The organism is Streptomyces axinellae (assembly GCF_039532135.1).
Lineage (GTDB): Bacteria > Actinomycetota > Actinomycetes > Streptomycetales > Streptomycetaceae > Streptomyces > Streptomyces axinellae.
The window spans coordinates 92,455-107,330 of sequence record NZ_BAAARJ010000022.1 but is presented as its reverse complement, the minus strand read 5'-3'; the positions used below and the strand labels follow the sequence as shown (position 1 = coordinate 107,330).

At 73.2% G+C, this 14,876-nt stretch carries 15 protein-coding genes and 1 pseudogene; 13 read left to right on the top strand and 3 right to left on the bottom strand.

Going from position 1 to position 14,876, the window contains the following annotated elements; genetic code table 11:
* Positions 1 to 153 precede the first annotated feature (153 nt).
* The 3 genes from rplM to glmM all read left to right on the top strand — a co-directional run bounded on the left by rplM (position 154) and on the right by glmM (position 2,755).
* Positions 154 to 597, top strand: a complete 444-nt coding sequence (rplM, locus tag ABD339_RS28165; RefSeq protein ID WP_344569945.1) for a 50S ribosomal protein L13 — start codon at positions 154 to 156, stop codon at positions 595 to 597.
* 42 nt (positions 598 to 639) lie between these two features.
* On the top strand, positions 640 to 1,143 hold the full coding sequence (rpsI, locus tag ABD339_RS28160) for a 30S ribosomal protein S9 (protein ID WP_344569943.1): 504 nt from the start codon (positions 640 to 642) through the stop codon (positions 1,141 to 1,143).
* Positions 1,144 to 1,393: 250 nt separating this feature from the next.
* Positions 1,394 to 2,755 (top strand): phosphoglucosamine mutase, encoded by a 1,362-nt coding sequence (glmM, locus tag ABD339_RS28155; RefSeq protein ID WP_344569941.1) that lies wholly within the window; start codon positions 1,394 to 1,396, stop codon positions 2,753 to 2,755.
* Between the two features lie 134 nt (positions 2,756 to 2,889).
* Here glmM and coaA read toward each other — a convergent pair whose 3' ends face one another.
* Positions 2,890 to 4,008 carry a type I pantothenate kinase gene (gene coaA / locus ABD339_RS28150; protein ID WP_425576121.1) on the bottom strand — a complete coding sequence of 373 codons (1,119 nt, stop codon included), beginning with the start codon at positions 4,006 to 4,008 and terminating at the stop codon, positions 2,890 to 2,892.
* Positions 4,009 to 4,126: 118 nt separating this feature from the next.
* Here coaA and ABD339_RS28145 point away from each other — a divergent pair, with 118 nt between their 5' ends.
* The 4 genes and pseudogenes from ABD339_RS28145 (at position 4,127) to ABD339_RS28130 (ending at position 7,384) form a co-directional block, all read left to right on the top strand.
* Positions 4,127 to 4,363 carry a hypothetical protein gene (locus ABD339_RS28145; protein ID WP_344569938.1) on the top strand — a complete coding sequence of 79 codons (237 nt, stop codon included), beginning with the start codon at positions 4,127 to 4,129 and terminating at the stop codon, positions 4,361 to 4,363.
* Between the two features lie 145 nt (positions 4,364 to 4,508).
* A pseudogene (locus ABD339_RS28140) lies at positions 4,509 to 5,297 on the top strand (hypothetical protein); the annotation flags it as partial.
* 82 nt (positions 5,298 to 5,379) lie between these two features.
* Positions 5,380 to 5,748 carry a holo-ACP synthase gene (locus ABD339_RS28135; protein WP_344569936.1) on the top strand — a complete coding sequence of 123 codons (369 nt, stop codon included), beginning with the start codon at positions 5,380 to 5,382 and terminating at the stop codon, positions 5,746 to 5,748.
* A gap of 166 nt (positions 5,749 to 5,914) precedes the next feature.
* Complete coding sequence (locus ABD339_RS28130; protein WP_344569935.1) at positions 5,915 to 7,384, top strand: NAD(P)H-hydrate dehydratase; 1,470 nt, start codon at positions 5,915 to 5,917, stop codon at positions 7,382 to 7,384.
* On the opposite strand, the gene ABD339_RS28125 is transcribed toward ABD339_RS28130, so the two are convergent.
* Complete coding sequence (locus tag ABD339_RS28125) at positions 7,374 to 7,907, bottom strand: GNAT family N-acetyltransferase (RefSeq protein ID WP_344569934.1); 534 nt, start codon at positions 7,905 to 7,907, stop codon at positions 7,374 to 7,376. The genes ABD339_RS28130 and ABD339_RS28125 overlap by 11 nt on opposite strands.
* Before the next feature lie 129 nt (positions 7,908 to 8,036).
* On the opposite strand from ABD339_RS28125, the gene ABD339_RS28120 reads away from it, so the two are divergent.
* The 5 genes from ABD339_RS28120 (at position 8,037) to ABD339_RS28100 (ending at position 12,540) form a co-directional block, all read left to right on the top strand.
* Complete coding sequence (locus tag ABD339_RS28120; RefSeq protein WP_344569932.1) at positions 8,037 to 8,609, top strand: DinB family protein; 573 nt, start codon at positions 8,037 to 8,039, stop codon at positions 8,607 to 8,609.
* A 159-nt stretch (positions 8,610 to 8,768) separates the two neighbouring features.
* Positions 8,769 to 9,920 (top strand): alanine racemase, encoded by a 1,152-nt coding sequence (gene alr, locus ABD339_RS28115; RefSeq protein ID WP_344569930.1) that lies wholly within the window; start codon positions 8,769 to 8,771, stop codon positions 9,918 to 9,920.
* A gap of 210 nt (positions 9,921 to 10,130) precedes the next feature.
* Positions 10,131 to 11,612, top strand: coding sequence for an alpha/beta fold hydrolase (locus tag ABD339_RS28110; RefSeq protein WP_344569988.1), 1,482 nt, complete (start codon positions 10,131 to 10,133; stop codon positions 11,610 to 11,612).
* A gap of 4 nt (positions 11,613 to 11,616) precedes the next feature.
* Positions 11,617 to 12,105 (top strand): tRNA (adenosine(37)-N6)-threonylcarbamoyltransferase complex ATPase subunit type 1 TsaE, encoded by a 489-nt coding sequence (gene tsaE, locus ABD339_RS28105; RefSeq protein ID WP_344569928.1) that lies wholly within the window; start codon positions 11,617 to 11,619, stop codon positions 12,103 to 12,105.
* Between the two features lie 204 nt (positions 12,106 to 12,309).
* Positions 12,310 to 12,540: a hypothetical protein gene (locus tag ABD339_RS28100; RefSeq protein ID WP_344569926.1), complete on the top strand. Its 231-nt coding sequence runs from the start codon at positions 12,310 to 12,312 to the stop codon at positions 12,538 to 12,540.
* 63 nt (positions 12,541 to 12,603) lie between these two features.
* On the opposite strand, the gene ABD339_RS28095 is transcribed toward ABD339_RS28100, so the two are convergent.
* Positions 12,604 to 13,185 carry a hypothetical protein gene (locus tag ABD339_RS28095; RefSeq protein ID WP_344569922.1) on the bottom strand — a complete coding sequence of 194 codons (582 nt, stop codon included), beginning with the start codon at positions 13,183 to 13,185 and terminating at the stop codon, positions 12,604 to 12,606.
* A 261-nt stretch (positions 13,186 to 13,446) separates the two neighbouring features.
* Here ABD339_RS28095 and ABD339_RS28090 point away from each other — a divergent pair, with 261 nt between their 5' ends.
* Positions 13,447 to 14,859 carry an LmeA family phospholipid-binding protein gene (locus ABD339_RS28090; protein ID WP_344569920.1) on the top strand — a complete coding sequence of 471 codons (1,413 nt, stop codon included), beginning with the start codon at positions 13,447 to 13,449 and terminating at the stop codon, positions 14,857 to 14,859.
* Positions 14,860 to 14,876: the final 17 nt, after the last annotated feature.

The following is a 14,876-nucleotide window of genomic DNA, read 5'->3' as shown; positions in this document are numbered from 1 at the left end:
TTGCCTGTTCTCACGTGGGGGGTCTTTACACCGGCTCACCGGCTGACGTCTGGCGGTCGTGTGCGGTTGCGTCACCGTATGCGGGCCTGTCCGGGGTGATCTGTTGGTGGCCTTGTCAGGACCCAATTCACTGAAGAAGCGAAGGCTACGACCGTGCGTACGTACAGCCCCAAGCCCGGCGACGTCCAGCGCCAGTGGCACATCATCGACGCCCAGGACGTGGTTCTGGGCCGTCTGGCCTCTCAGGCCGCCACTCTCCTGAGGGGCAAGCACAAGCCGGTGTACGCGCCCCACGTCGACACCGGTGACTTCGTCATCATCGTCAACGCCGACAAGGTGCACCTCTCCGGCAACAAGCGGATCCAGAAGATGGCCTACCGCCACTCCGGATACCCGGGCGGTCTGCGTTCCGTCCGCTACGACGAGCTGCTGGCGAAGAACCCCGAGAAGGCCGTCGAGAAGGCCGTCAAGGGCATGCTCCCGAAGAACACTCTGGGCCGTCAGATGCTCTCGAAGCTGAAGGTCTACTCGGGCGACCAGCACCCGCACGGTGCTCAGCAGCCCGTGCCGTTCGAGATCAGCCAGGTCGCGCAGTAAGTCCGGCCACCCCCTAAGACTGAAGAGAAGCTGAGGATCATCGTGGCCGAGACCACCGCTGAGACCCCCGTCGAGGGCGTCGAGGAGTACACCACCGAGACCCCCGAGGCCCCGGAGGAGTACACCTCCGAGTCCCTCGCGTCCCGCTTCGGCGACCCGCAGCCGGCCGCCGGCACCGGGCGTCGCAAGAACGCCATCGCCCGCGTCCGGATCATTCCGGGCAGCGGCAAGTGGAAGATCAACGGTCGCACCCTTGAGGGCTACTTCCCCAACAAGGTGCACCAGCAGGAAGTCAACGAGCCGTTCAAGGTCCTGGAGCTGGACGACCGCTACGACGTGGTCGCCCGTATCTCCGGCGGCGGCATCTCGGGTCAGGCCGGCGCCCTGCGCCTGGGCGTGGCCCGCGCGCTGAACGAGGCGGACGTCGACAACAACCGCGGCCCGCTCAAGAAGGCCGGGTTCCTCACGCGTGACGCGCGTGCCGTCGAGCGCAAGAAGGCCGGCCTCAAGAAGGCCCGTAAGGGTACGCAGTACAGCAAGCGCTGACCCGGCGCCGGCTGGAGGCTGTCGGCACCGGCTGTGTCCGGCTGCCGGCTGTGGCTGTCGGCCGCGAAGGCTTCAGCCCGGCGAAGGCTTCGGCCTGGATGCCCCGTCCGCACCTCGGTGCCGGCGGGGCATCCGTCTTTTGGTGGCGGCAGCCCCGCACCGCTGAGGGGAATACGGGGCGTATACCTGTTGTGACGGGCCGCGGAGGGCCCGTTCGGCGAACGCGTCCGCAGAACTTGGAGGAACGACTGTGGCACGACTCTTCGGTACGGACGGTGTACGTGGCGTCGCCAATGAGGGGCTGACGGCCGAGCTGGCGCTCGGGCTGTCGGTCGCGGCGGCCCATGTGCTGACCGAGGCCAGCGTGAGGGGCGACGACAGTCGGCCGACGGCCGTGGTCGGCCGCGATCCCCGCGCCTCCGGGGAGTTTCTGGAGGCCGCCGTGGTGGCGGGCCTGGCCAGCGCCGGGGTCGATGTGCTGCGGGTCGGGGTGCTGCCGACGCCTGCCGTCGCCTATCTGACCGGGGCGCTCGGCGCCGACCTGGGCGTGATGCTCTCCGCCAGCCACAATCCGATGCCCGACAACGGCGTGAAGTTCTTCGCGCGCGGCGGCCACAAGCTCGCGGACGAGCTGGAGGACCGGATCGAGGCGCTCTACCGCGAGCACGCGTCCGGGGAGGCGTGGGCGCGGCCCACCGGCGCGGGCGTGGGACGGGTCAAAGAGTACGACGAGGGCTTCGACAACTACGTCGCCCACCTCGTCGGCGTCCTGCCCAACCGGCTCGACGGGCTCAAGGTCGTCATCGACGGGGCGCACGGCGCGGCGGCCCGTGTCTCCCCGGAGGCGTTCGCGCGGGCCGGGGCCGATGTGGTGACGATCGGCACCGATCCCGACGGGCTCAACATCAACGACGAGTGCGGCTCCACCCACCTGGACGGGCTGCGCGCCGCCGTCGTCCACCACGGAGCCGACCTGGGCGTCGCCCACGACGGGGACGCCGACCGGTGCCTGGCCGTGGACGCGGCGGGCGAGGAGATCGACGGGGACCAGATCCTCGCCGTCCTCGCGCTCGCCATGAAGGACGCGGGTCAGCTGCGCAAGGACACCGTCGTCGCCACGGTCATGTCCAACCTCGGCTTCAAACTCGCGCTGGAGCGGGAGGGCCTGGCGCTGCTCCAGACCGCGGTCGGCGACCGCTACGTCCTGGAGGAGATGAAGCGCGGCGGGTACTCGCTGGGCGGCGAGCAGTCCGGGCATGTGATCGTGCTCGACCACGCCACCACCGGGGACGGCACGCTGACCGGCCTGATGCTGGCCGCTCGCGTCGCGGCGACGGGCAAGCCGCTGGCGGAGCTGGTGGGCGTCATGGAGCGGCTGCCGCAGGTCCTGGTGAACGTGCGGGACGTGGACAAGTCGCGGGTCTCTACCGCCCCCGAGGTGGTCTCCGCCGTCGCGGAGGCCGAGCGGGAGCTGGGGGAGACCGGGCGGGTGCTGCTGCGCTCCTCCGGGACGGAGCCCCTGGTGCGCGTGATGGTCGAGGCCGCGGACATCGAGCACGCGCGCGCGGTCGCGGGAACCCTCGCCGACGTGGTCAAGAGCGCGCTGGGCTGACGGACGCCCTTTCAGGGGCGCGGGGACTGCGCGACCGGCCACGAAAGCACCTGCCCTCGGCCACGGTCGCGCGGTGCCCTCGGCCATGGTCGCGCGGTGCCCTCACAACTCCCGCAAGGGGTACCGCTTCCGGGTCACAGCTTGCGCAAGGAGAGGCGTTCCACCTTGTGCTCGGGGCCTTTGTGGAGTTGGAGGGTCGCCCGGCCGCGCGTGGGGGCTATGTTCTGGCGGAGGTTGGGCTCGTTGATGGTGCGCCAGGCGTTGCGGGCGTAGTCCAGGGCCTCTTCCTCGGAGACGGCCGTGTACGTGTGGAAGTACGAGCGCGGGTTCTGGAACGCGGTCTCGCGCAGCTTGCGGAAGCGGCCGAGATACCAGCGCTCGATGTCGGATGTGCGCGCGTCCACGTACAGCGAGAAGTCGAAGTAGTCCGCGACGGCGAGACCGGCGCGGCCTCCGACGGAATCCGGCCGGGAGGTACCGCCACCGGGGAGCGCGGGCTGGAGGACGTTGAGGCCCTCGACGATCAGGATGTCGGGACGGCGTACGGTCAGCGTCTCGTCCGGCACGATGTCGTAGATCAGGTGCGAGTAGACCGGCGCCGTCACCTCGGGCTTGCCCGCCTTGACGTCGGCGACGAAGCGGGTGAGGGCGCGGCGGTCGTAGGACTCGGGGAACCCCTTGCGGGACATCAGACCGCGCCGCTCCAGTTCGGCCTTGGGCAGTAGGAAGCCGTCCGTGGTGACCAGTTCGACTCGCGGATGTCCGGGCAGCGGTGCGCCGCTCGCGCCGCCCCCGGTGTTCGCGCCGCCCCCGGTGTTGGTGGTGGCTTCGGCGTCTGTGCCGCCGGGGTGCCGGGGGAGGGACAGCAATGCCTGGAGCAGGCGGGCGACCGTGGACTTGCCGACGGCGACACTGCCCGCGACGCCGATCACGAACGGCGTCGCGCCGCCTTGGCCCTTGTCGCCGAGGAACGCGTTGCGTGCGCCGCGCAGGCGGTGCGTCGCCTCCACGTGGAGGTTGAGGAGCCGGGAGAGCGGCAGGTAGATGTCCCGTACCTCGTCCAGGTCGATGACGTCGCCCAGGCCGCGGAGGTCCTCGACCTCGGCGGCGGTGAGCGGCAGCGGCGTCCGGGCGCGCAGGGCGCTCCACTCCGTGCGGCTGATGTCGAGGTAGGGCTTTGTCGGCACCCGGCCATTCTGCGCGGCCGGTGCGCGGTGCTCGCTTCCGGGGGCAGGGAACGATCCCGGCCACATAGCGACTTTCGATTCCCGTTCCCCGGTGAACTGGGTATCTTTCAGCGGGATAGCGGCGTCTGAAGTTCCGAGTGAACTAAAGGTGTACGAGAGATGTGACTATCGCTATATTCCGCCCATGCCGCACATCTTGCGCCTCAAGCGCCTCAAACGTAACCGTCTCGACCGGTCCCTCGACGGCTTCGCGGGGCACGTCTACAGCGACTTGACCGATGGCCTCCCCGACGAGGACCTGTTAGAAGACCTGACGGAATCGCTGGACATGTACGTGATGGGCAGCAAACCCCGCTGCGAGGAGTCGGAGTACCTGGAACTGGTGGGGGAGGCGATAGACCGGATGGCGCTCGGGGAGTGAGCGCGCGGCCGAGGGGGCCAGGGCGGCCAGGGGCCCGGGAGCGGCCAGGGGCCCGGGAGCGATCAGGGGCCCGGGAGTGGCCAGGGGTGTTCCAGCCCCGCCTGTGCGGTAGACATACCAGGTCACAGGGCTGGAAGGGGTATCCATGTGCGGAATCGTCGGCTATCTGGGTGGCCAGTCGGCGCTCGATGTCGTCCTCGTGGGTCTCCAGCGGCTGGCGCAGGAGGCCGCCGTCGGCTGCTCGTCCGCGGGCGTCGCCGTCCTCGCCGACGGGCAGTTGGCGGCGGCGAAGTGCGCGGGGGCGCTCCCCGGCCTCCACGAGGAACTGGCCCGCAGGCCGCTGCCGTCGGCGGGGACGGCGATCGGCCACTTCCGCCGGGCCGGACAGGGGCGCGTATCCGACACGGCCGACGCGCACCCGCACCTGGACAGCGCGGGACGGGTCGCCGTCGTCCAGGGCGGCACGCTCGACAGCCGTTCAGCGTTGCGGGCGGAGCTGGGGGAACGTGGACGGGGAAGCCGACGCGGACGCGGGCACGCGGTCGGGACCGATACCGATACCGGGGCTGTCGCACAGCTGCTCGCCGAGGCGTTCTCCTCCTGCGGCGACCTGGCCGAGGCGGTACGGCAGGTCTGCCGCCGTACGGCGGGCTCCTTCACGCTCGTCGCCGTGCACGCCGACGACCCGGACGCGATGGTCGGCGCGTGCCGTGCCGCGCCGCTGGTGGCCGGGTGGGGCGACGGTGACGGCGACGGCGAGTTCGTGCTGGCCTCCGACGCGGCGGTGTTCGAGGACGGGGTGGGCGCATTGTGCGGGGTGCGCGAGGTGGTGGAGCTGGGGAGGGCGGGGCGGCCGGGGCGGGAACTGGTGGTCGAGCTGCGCAGGGCGGGCGGGATGACCGTCACGGACTTCGAGGGCGCGGCGGCCGGGGTGGGCGCGTAACCTCGCCGGGGTCGAAGTAGTCGACGTAATCGAAGCAGTCGAGGAAATCGAGGGCGGGCCAGGTGAGGCAGCGGTGATCATCGGGGTGGGGATCGACGTCGCGGAGATCGACCGCTTCGCCGCGTCGCTGGAGCGCACGCCCGCGATGGCCCAACGGCTGTTCGTGGCCGGTGAACTGTGGCTGCCCAGCGGAGAGCGGCGCGGAGTGGCCTCGCTGGCCGCCCGTTTCGCGGCCAAGGAAGCCCTCGCGAAATCCCTGGGCGCGCCGAGGGGCCTGCGCTGGACGGACGCCGAGGTCCGCACCGCCGACTCGGGCCAGCCCTTCTTGACGGTGCGCGGCACCGTCGCCGAACGCGCTGCCGAGCTGGGGGTACGCAGCTGGCATGTGTCCCTCTCGCACGACGCGGGGGTGGCCTCGGCGGTGGTGGTCGCGGAGGGCTGACCCGGCGCTCCGAGCGGGCCGGTCCGCGCGGACCGCTCGCGCGGACGGGGCCGGGCTGCTCCGCCGAGCGGTCGGCTTCGGCGCTCTGCGGCCCGCCCGGTTCGGTCCCCCCGGGTCGTTCCCCGGCCGGGGCGCGGCCTCGCGGGGGCGGCGCCACACTGGGGGGATGAGGACTGGTTACGGCGTGGAGGCGGTACGGGCCGGCGAGCGGCAGCTGATGGCGCGGCTGCCGGACGGGGCACTGATGCGGCGCGCGGCGGCGGGGCTCGCCGCCGCGTGCACCGGGTTGCTGGGGCGGACGTACGGGGCACGGGTGGTGCTGCTCGTCGGCAGCGGCGACAACGGCGGGGACGCGCTCTATGCCGGGGCCCGGCTGGCGCGGCGCGGCGCGGGCGTGACCGCGGTGCTGCTCTCGCCCGAGCGCGTGCACGAGGGCGGGCTCGCGGCGCTGCGCGCGGCGGGCGGGCGGTCCGTCGTGGCGCCCGGCGCGGTCGTCGAGGGGGCGGTCGAGCCGGTCGGCGGCCTCATCCGGCGGGCGGACCTGGTGCTGGACGGGATCGTCGGCATCGGCGGGAAGGGCGGACTGCGGCCCGCCGCCGTGGAGTTGGCCGATCTTGTACAGGAGGCGGGCGTGCCCGTCGTCGCCGTTGACCTGCCCAGCGGGGTGGACGCCGGCACCGGCGAGGTGAACGGCGCCGCGGTGCGGGCCGCGGCGACGGTGACCTTCGGCGCGTACAAGCCCGGGCTGCTGATCGACCCCGCGCGGGAGTACGCGGGCGCCGTACGGCTCGTGGACATCGGCCTCGGCCCCCATCTGCCGCCGGACGGGGCGCGCGTCGAGGCGCTCCAGCACGCCGATGTGGCCCGGCTGCTGCCCAGGCCGTCCGCCGAGAGCGACAAATACCGGCGCGGGGTCGTCGGCGTCGTCGCGGGCTCGGCGCGCTACCCCGGCGCCGCCGTACTGGCCGTCTCGGGCGCGCTGCGCAGCGGGGCGGGCGCTGTGCGGTACGCGGGGCCCGGCTCGGACGCGGTCATCGCGCGCTTCCCCGAGGCGCTGGTCTCCGCCGGGCCGCCCCGGCACGCGGGCCGGGTACAGGCGTGGGCGGCCGGGCCGGGCCTGGGTGACGAACCGGAGGCGCGGCAGGCGGTGGCCGAGGTGATCGGCTCGGACGTACCGGTCCTGGTGGACGCCGACGGACTGCGGCTGATGGACCTGGCGGCGGTACGGGCCCGTACCGCGCCCACCGTGCTGACCCCGCACGCCGGGGAGGCGTCGGCGCTGCTCGGGGTGGCCCGCGAGGAGGTGGAGGCCGGACGGCTGGCGGCCGTACGGGACCTGGCGGAGCGTACGGGGGCCACCGTGCTGCTCAAGGGCTCGACGACGCTGATCGCCGGGCCCGGTGACGTACCCGTAAGGGTGAACGCCACGGGGACGGGGTGGCTCGCCACCGCCGGCAGCGGGGATGTGCTGAGCGGGCTGGTGGGCGGGCTGCTGGCCACGGGCCTCGACGCGCACGACGCCGCCTCGGCGGGCGCCTACCTCCACGGGCTGGCCGGGCGCCTCGCCCCCGACCCGCCCTCGGCCACCGACGTCGCCGAAGCCCTCGCCAGGGCATGGCAGGACGTCACCTCCTGAGAGCCGTGGCCGGACGGGACGCGGGAGCGCCGGCGAGCCGTTTCTCCAGCCAGTGCCCCGCGTACGGCGAGTCGTTGTACGCGGGGATGTCCTCGTACCCGCGCCGCGCGTACAGCCGCCGGGCCTCCACCAGGTCGCTGCGGGTATCCAGGCGGATGGCCGCCGCGCCCAGTTCGACGGCCGCGTGCTCGGCGGCGGCGACCAGCCGGGTGCCGAGGCCGTTCCCGCGCGCCTGCGGCACGACCCAGACGCGGCGCAGCTCGGCGGTCTTCTCATCCAGCATGCGCACTCCGGCGCAGCCCGCGACGGCGCCCTCGTCCTCGGCGCGGGCCAGCAGGAACCGGCCGGTGGGCGGGGCGAGTTCGTCGTCGCGCTCCTCGGCCAGGGTCTGGTCGATCTCCTCGGCCGTGGCGGGGCGGCCGTAGTAGCGGCTGATGATGTCGTCGAGGTAGGCCCGCACGGTGGCGAGGGCCTCCGGTCCCGCGATGGGGGCTGGGCTGATGGTCCAGTTCACGCCGACCATTGACCGGGAGGCGCGGCGCCGCCGCAAAGGGTTTTCCCGCCCTCGCACGGCGGCCGTCCATGGCGGTTGGCCACGGCAGTTGTCCACAGGTGCCCCGGTGTTGTCAGTGGGCGGTGTCAGACTCCGGGCATGAGTGAGCAGAGCGCCACGGGCGCCGGGCCGGAACAGACCATGCCGCAGCACTTCTCCCCCACGTGGACGGACGACGACCGGGAGCCGCTTCCGCTGGTGGGGGGCGAGCGGGAGATATTGACCCGCTTTCTGGACTGGTACCGCGACACGCTGGTGCTCAAGTGCTCGGGCCTCACCCCCGAGGAGCTTTCGACGTGCTCCGTGCCGCCGTCGGGCATGAGCCTGCACGGACTGCTGCGGCACCTGGCGGGTGCGGAGCGCTGGTGGTTCCGCGTCCAACTGGCAGGCGAGAAGGTCCCGTTGCTCTACTACTCGGACGAGGACCCGGAGCAGGACTTCGACCGGCTGGACGGGGACCCGGCGGAGGCGCTGGCCGTCTGGCGGCGGGAGTGCGAGCGTTCCCGCGAGATCGTCGCTGTCATGGATCTGGACGCCACCGGCATCCACAAGCGCACCGGCGCCCCGGTCTCCGTGCGGCGGGTGCTCGTCGCGATGATCGCCGAGTACGCCCAGCACTGCGGCCACGCCGATCTGCTGCGTGAGCGCGTGGACGGGGCCACCGGGCATTGAGGCAGGCACTGGGACGGCACCTGGACGGGCACCGAGGCGGGCGCCGAGACGAGCATGTGGACGGGCGGTGGGACGGGCGCTGACCACGTGGTCGGGCAACGGCTGCCCGGGATGCTGTGGGCCACGGCTGCCCGAGACGCCGCCTGAGAGACTGAGGAGGTGAACGACCAGCAGCAGACGGCCGGCGCCCAGCGTGCCCGCGCCGAGATCGACCTCGGCGCCGTGCGCGCCAATGTCCGTACGCTCCGCGAGCGCGCGCCGCGCGCCGAGTTGATGGCCGTGATGAAGTCCGACGGCTACGGACACGGTGCGATCCCCTGCGCCCGCGCGGCCCGCCAGGCGGGCGCCGGGTGGCTGGGCACCGCCACCCCCGAGGAGGCGCTCGCGCTGCGCGCCGCCGGGGACCAGGGCCGGATCATGTGCTGGCTGTGGACGCCGGGCAGCCCCTGGCAGCAGGCGATCGAGCAGGACATCGACGTCTCGGCGGGCGCGCGCTGGGCGCTGCGGGAGATCGTGGCCGCCGCCCGCGAGGCGGGCCGCCCCGCGCGCGTCCATCTGAAGGCCGACACGGGGCTGGGCCGGGGCGGCTGCCCGCCCGGGGCCTGGCCGGATCTGGTCGCCGCCGCGCGGGCCGCCGAGGCGGAGGGCGCGCTCAAGGTCACCGGCATCTGGTCGCACTTCGCCTGTGCCGACGAGCCCGGCCATCCGGCCAACGCGGCGCAACTGGAGGCGTTCCGCGCGGCACTGGCCGTGGCCGAGCGGGCCGGGCTCGACCCCGAAACGCGCCACCTGGCCAACTCCCCGGCGACGCTGACCCTGCCCGAGTCGCACTTCGATCTCGTCCGGACCGGCGTCTCGGTCTACGGGCTCTCCCCGTCCCCCGAGGTCGGCACGGCCGAGGGGCTCGGGCTGCGGCCCGCGATGACGCTCAGCGCCTCGATCGCCCTGGTCAAGCAGGTGCCCGGCGGTCACGGCGTCAGCTACGGGCATCACTACCGCACCTCGGGCGACACGTCCTTGGCCCTGGTGCCGCTGGGCTACGGCGACGGCATCCCCCGGCACGCCTCGGGGTCCGGTCCGGTGCTGGTGGCCGGGAAGTGGCGCACGGTGGCGGGCCGGGTGGCGATGGACCAGTTCGTGATCGACCTGGGCGGCGACCAGGTGGCCGAGGGCGAGCGCGCGGTGCTCTTCGGCGAGGGCCGGCAGGGCGAGCCCACCGCCGAGGACTGGGCGCGGGCGGCGGGCACCATCTCGTACGAGATCGTCACCCGGATCAGCCCTCGGGTGCCACGGGTATATGTGAACGGGTGACGGGTGACGGGTGACGGGTGACGGGTGCGCGTGCGGCTGACGCACACGTGCTGAACGGTACGGCGACGGGGGACGGACGGTGGCCAGGGCATGAGCGGAAACGACAGGGCGGGGGCCGATGGTGCCGCCGGGGCGGCGGCCGGTGCTCTCTCGGCGCTGAGCGCCGCCGACGAGGCCCGCCGGGCCTGGCGCACCGCAGGCGCCGTCGAGATGGGACAGCTGACCGGGGTGGCGCGCGGCGCCGACGGCGCGCTGGCCTCCGCGGTCCCGGCGGCGGGCGCCGGGGGCGGCTGGACGCGCAAGGCGGGCCTGGCCGGTGCCGCCATCGGCGTCGTGGCCGCCGGGGTCGCGCTGGAGCGGCTCACCGTCCACCGCGCCGTGCGCCGCAAGGCGCGCCTCGCGCTGGATGCCTCGGGGCCGTACGGCTCGCTGCGGGGCACCCCCGGCACGGTGTACGCGGAGGACGGCACCGCGCTGCACTTCGAGGTCGATGAGCCTGCCGACTTCGCCGACCCCACCGCCGGGGCGGCGGCCTCCGGCGACGGCGCGGGCGGCCCCGAGGTGGAGCCCGTACATCTGGACGACGGCGGGGAGTACGACGGCGCGGCCGTTCCCGGGGGCTACCGGGACCGGCTGCTGCGGCTGCTGCGCCGTACGCCGTCCACCGGGGAGGGCGACGGGTCCGGGGCCGGGTCCGAGCGCGGGTCGGGGTCAGGGGCCGGGGAGCAGCCGGTGACCGTGGTCTTCTCGCACGGCTACTGCCTGAACCAGGATGTGTGGCACTTCCAGCGGGCCGCGCTGCGCGGTGCGGTGCGCGCCGTCTACTGGGACCAGCGCAGTCACGGCCGCTCCGCCCGCGCACCCGCCGGGGAGCCGGTCTCCATCGACCTGCTCGGCCGCGACCTGAAGGCCGTCCTCGATGCGGCGGTGCCCGAGGGGCCTGTGGTGCTGGTGGGGCACTCGATGGGCGGTATGACGGTGATGGCGCTGGCCGAGCAGTACCCGGAGTACGTGGCCGAGCGGGTGGCGGGCGTGGGCTTCCTCGGCACCAGCGCGGGCGGGCTCGCCGAGGTCACCTACGGGCTGCCGGCCGCCGGGGTGCGGGCCGTGCGGCGGCTGGTGCCGGGGGTGCTCAGGGCGCTGGGCTCGCAGTCCGAACTGGTGGAGCGGGGGCGGCGCGCGACGGCCGATCTGTTCGCCGGGGTCGTCAAGAGGTACTCCTTCGGCAGCGTCGGCGAGGTGGACCCGGGGGTGGCGCGGTTCGCCGAGCGGCTGATCGAGTCGGTGCCGGTCGATGTCGTCGCGCAGTTCTACCCGGCGTTCGCCGAGCACGAGAAGACCGGGGCCCTGGCCGCCTTCGGCGAACTGCCCGCGCTGGTGCTGGCGGGAGACCGGGATCTGCTGACTCCGAGCGAGCACAGCGAGCGGATCGCGGGCGCGCTGCCGGACGCGGCGTTCGTGATCCTGGAGGCCACGGGGCACCTGCTGATGCTGGAGCGCCCCGAGAGGGTGAACGAGCATGTGGCCGCGCTGCTGGCGCGTACCATCCGGACGCATGGAAACACCGCACGACCAGCACCCCGCCCCCCGTCCGGCCCACAATCCGGAGGCCCCGAGTCCGCGGGCTCTTCGTCGTCAGGAGGGGAGCGGGAGCGGGGACGCCAGCGTCACCGTCACCGTTCGGACCGGTGACGAAATGCGGGAGCTGGGCGGCCGGCTCGCGGAGCTGCTGCGCGCCGGGGACCTGGTCATGCTCACGGGTGAACTGGGCGCGGGAAAGACGACGTTGACGCGTGGCCTCGGGGAACGGCTGGGGGTGCGGGGCGCGGTGACCTCGCCCACGTTCGTCATCGCCCGCGTCCACCCGTCGCTGACCGGCGGCCCGGCGCTGGTCCACGTCGATGCCTACCGGCTGGGCGGCGGTCTGGAGGAGATGGAGGACCTGGACCTGGATGTCTCGCTGCCCGAGTCCGTGGTCGTCGTGGAGTGGGGCGAGGGCAAGGTCGAGGAGCTGACCGAGGACCGCCTCCAGGTGGTCATCTCCCGCTCGCTCGGCTCGGCGGACGGCGCCTCCGAGGACGGGGAGGGGGACGCCGGGGGAGTGCGGACCGTGACCGTCACCGGCCTCGGCGCACGCTGGGCGGAGGAGGATCTCGCGGCGCTGCGCGCTGACCCGGGCGCCTGAGTGTCCGGCGCCTGAGCGTCCGGACGCCCCGCTGACGTGGCCGTTTCGGACCGTGACGCGGGGTCGCACGTTCCGACATGGTGTCGGCAAGATGTTGCGCGGGCGGTGTGCCGCGTGGTCCCATGGGAGCCAGAGCGCGGTTAGGTATGCCTAAGTATGCCTGACGGCGCAGTGACCAGGCGCCTGGAGCCCCCGGAGGGAGCCATGACGGCACGAAAGCCCGAGCAGCGGCCGACGCGGGTTCACGCGGCGCGGCAGGTCCGGCCCACGCCGCCGATGAGCGAACTGCTCGCGTCCTGTGCCGCGGCTGCCGCCGTCTCCCGGCCGCCGTCCGAGCCGTCGGCGGACGAAGCGGCCGGTGAGGCCGAGGGCGCGATCGAGCCCACCGCGCTGCCGCAACTGCCCGTGAACGTCCCGGACAAGGGCGCGGCGTAGGGTTCGGCCGGGTCATATCCGGCCAGGTCATCGGCCGGCCAGGGGATGACGGCGGCCCGCCGCTCAGGGGATGACGACGACCCGGGTGCCGATCGTGGCGTGCAGCCACATCGCCTCGCCGTCCTCGCGCTTCTCGCGGACGCCGCCCGTCTTGCGCGAGGGGTCCGCATTCGGTGTCGAGCCGTCCAGTGCGGCGCTGAAGCCGACGCTGACGCCCTTGACGTCGGCGAAGCGCACCACGTTCTCGATCGGCACCCCGTCCGAGCCGGTGACGTGCGACGAGCGCGAGCTGACCTTGTAGGTGCCCGGCGCCGGGCTGACCGTGCTGGGGTGCACCGTGAAGGTGTCGGTGACCTTGCCGTCCTTGCCGACCAGCCACACGCGTCGGCGTTCGAGCGCGTAGACGACGCGGAAACCGCTGCCGGAGCGGGCGGGCAGCGCCGTGGCCTTCTTCCGGGACTGCTGGTTCTTCTTCCCGGCATCGGAGGCGCCGGGGGAGGGGGAGGCGGCCTTGGCGGGCGCGTGCTTCTCGGCGCGGTCCTGGGCGGCGGAGGCTTGGAAGGCGAAGAAGCCGATCACCGCGAGAGCCGCCGCCGTCAGCCCGGTCACCACAACTCCCGCGCCGCTGCCGCTGCTGCGTGCCACCGTGCGCCGCCACCTCTCGTGCCCGCTCCTGTGGGCGGGATCGTCCCGCTCCCGTGGGCGGGTCCCGTACGCCGTCCGTACGCGCGCCCCCGCGCCCCCCTGCGCGCTGGAGTTGACGGTAGCAGCAGGGCCGTACGGCCCAGGACGGAACCGGTGGCGGCGGTAGCGGGCGGTAGCGGCCCGCGGTGGCCTGCGGGTGACCGGCCGGTGGCTGCAAGTGGAGACTTGGAGTAACGCCTGGCCTTGTGTTCGCATATGGCGATGTCCCCCCACGGATCATCGCCAAGCTCCACAACCCCCATACCGGAAGTCCCGGCCCCGCAGGACCAGCCGGCCCAGCACGACCAGAGCCAGCAGAACCGGCGGTCAGCGGGATCCTCGTCGGCCAACCCCTACGACGAACTGGCCGCCCTCGCGCCGCCCGGAGCGGCAGGAGAGTCCGCCGCCCCCCGGCCGAACCCGTACGACGCGCTCTCGGCGGACCCGGCCCCCGGGGACAACCCGTATGACAATCCCCACGACCCCGCCGGTGAGGGCCCGCTGGGCTTCAGCCTCCGCTCGGACTACGACGAGCCGGAGTACGAGGACCGCATGCCCTACCTGCGCGCCGTGCGCAGGCGGCGCAGGTCCCGCTTCCGGATGACCGTCAAGCTCGGCATCGCCTGCCTCGCGCTGCTGGCCTTCCTCGGCGTCGGCGACCGCTGGGCCGCGCTCTACGCGGAGGGCAAGGCCGCCGAAAAGGTGCAGAAGTCGCTGCACCTGCACGCGCGTCCGGAGGTCCACATCAAGGGGTTCCCCTTTCTGACCCAGCTGGCGAGCGACCGGCTCGACCACGTCGAGGTGACGATCCCCGATGTGCCGGCGGGCCGCGTCTCGGTCGCGCAGGTCAACGGCACCGTGAACGACGTGAAGATCGTCGGCGACGCCCCGTCCTCGATCCAGGGCGCGGTGCTCGGCCGGATGAAGGGCGATGTCCTGATCGCCTTCGACGACCTCGACCGTGAACTGGGCACCTCGCAGGTCAAGTTCACCGAGGGCGGCCCCAGCACCGTGCTGGCCGACGGCAAGCTGCCCGTCGCCGGTACCGAGGTCAAGGTGCGGGCCCGCGCCCACCTCCAGCGCACGGGCGACCACGCCGTGGGCACCACTGTGGGGGACATGCGGCTCGATGTCCCCGGGCTCTTCAGCTACGTCCCCGGCACCGGGAAGAACGAGGGCCTGCGGCTGTCCCGCCCGCTGGCCGAGCGCGTCCAACGCGACGCGGCCAAGGCCAGGGCGCTCTTCGAGGTGCGCTCCATCGCCCACCGCTTCGGGCTGTCCGACAAGCGCGTGCAGCGCATCCGGCACAGCGAGAGCGAGCTGCACAAAGTGACCGGGAAGCCGCGCTTCGTGGACAAGGTGATGCGCGTCAACATGCTCGACGCCGCCATGGCACACCCCGAAATGCTGAAGAAGTTCGGCATCGACCCGGCGCTCGTCGAGGGCCTCAAGCAGATCGAGGAACCGAAGCTCGCCGACAAGCTCGCCCTCGACCTCAAGCTGCCCAAGATGCCCGGTGACGTGCGGCTCCGCGGGATTTCCGTCGCCAAGGACGGTATCCACGCCGACCTGACGGGCACCGATGTGCCCTTCGGCAAGGCCGCCGAAAAGGAGGCAGCGGCAGCGCACCGCTGAGCACGCGGCGGCCCGCG

Bases quoted from the DNA above. Each gene is read 5' to 3' on its own strand.
- ABD339_RS28125 (WP_344569934.1), bottom strand. From the start codon at position 7,907: ATGGTCGGCGTGAACTGGACCATCAGCCCAGCCCCCATCGCGGGACCG.
- ABD339_RS28090 (WP_344569920.1), top strand. From the start codon at position 13,447: ATGTCCCCCCACGGATCATCGCCAAGCTCCACAACCCCCATACCGGAA.
- coaA (WP_425576121.1), bottom strand. From the start codon at position 4,008: ATGTGGCCGGGATCGTTCCCTGCCCCCGGAAGCGAGCACCGCGCACCG.
- ABD339_RS28100 (WP_344569926.1), top strand. From the start codon at position 12,310: ATGACGGCACGAAAGCCCGAGCAGCGGCCGACGCGGGTTCACGCGGCG.
- ABD339_RS28110 (WP_344569988.1), top strand. From the start codon at position 10,131: ATGGGACAGCTGACCGGGGTGGCGCGCGGCGCCGACGGCGCGCTGGCC.
- ABD339_RS28120 (WP_344569932.1), top strand. From the start codon at position 8,037: ATGAGTGAGCAGAGCGCCACGGGCGCCGGGCCGGAACAGACCATGCCG.
- ABD339_RS28145 (WP_344569938.1), top strand. From the start codon at position 4,127: ATGCCGCACATCTTGCGCCTCAAGCGCCTCAAACGTAACCGTCTCGAC.
- ABD339_RS28130 (WP_344569935.1), top strand. From the start codon at position 5,915: ATGAGGACTGGTTACGGCGTGGAGGCGGTACGGGCCGGCGAGCGGCAG.
- tsaE (WP_344569928.1), top strand. From the start codon at position 11,617: ATGCGGGAGCTGGGCGGCCGGCTCGCGGAGCTGCTGCGCGCCGGGGAC.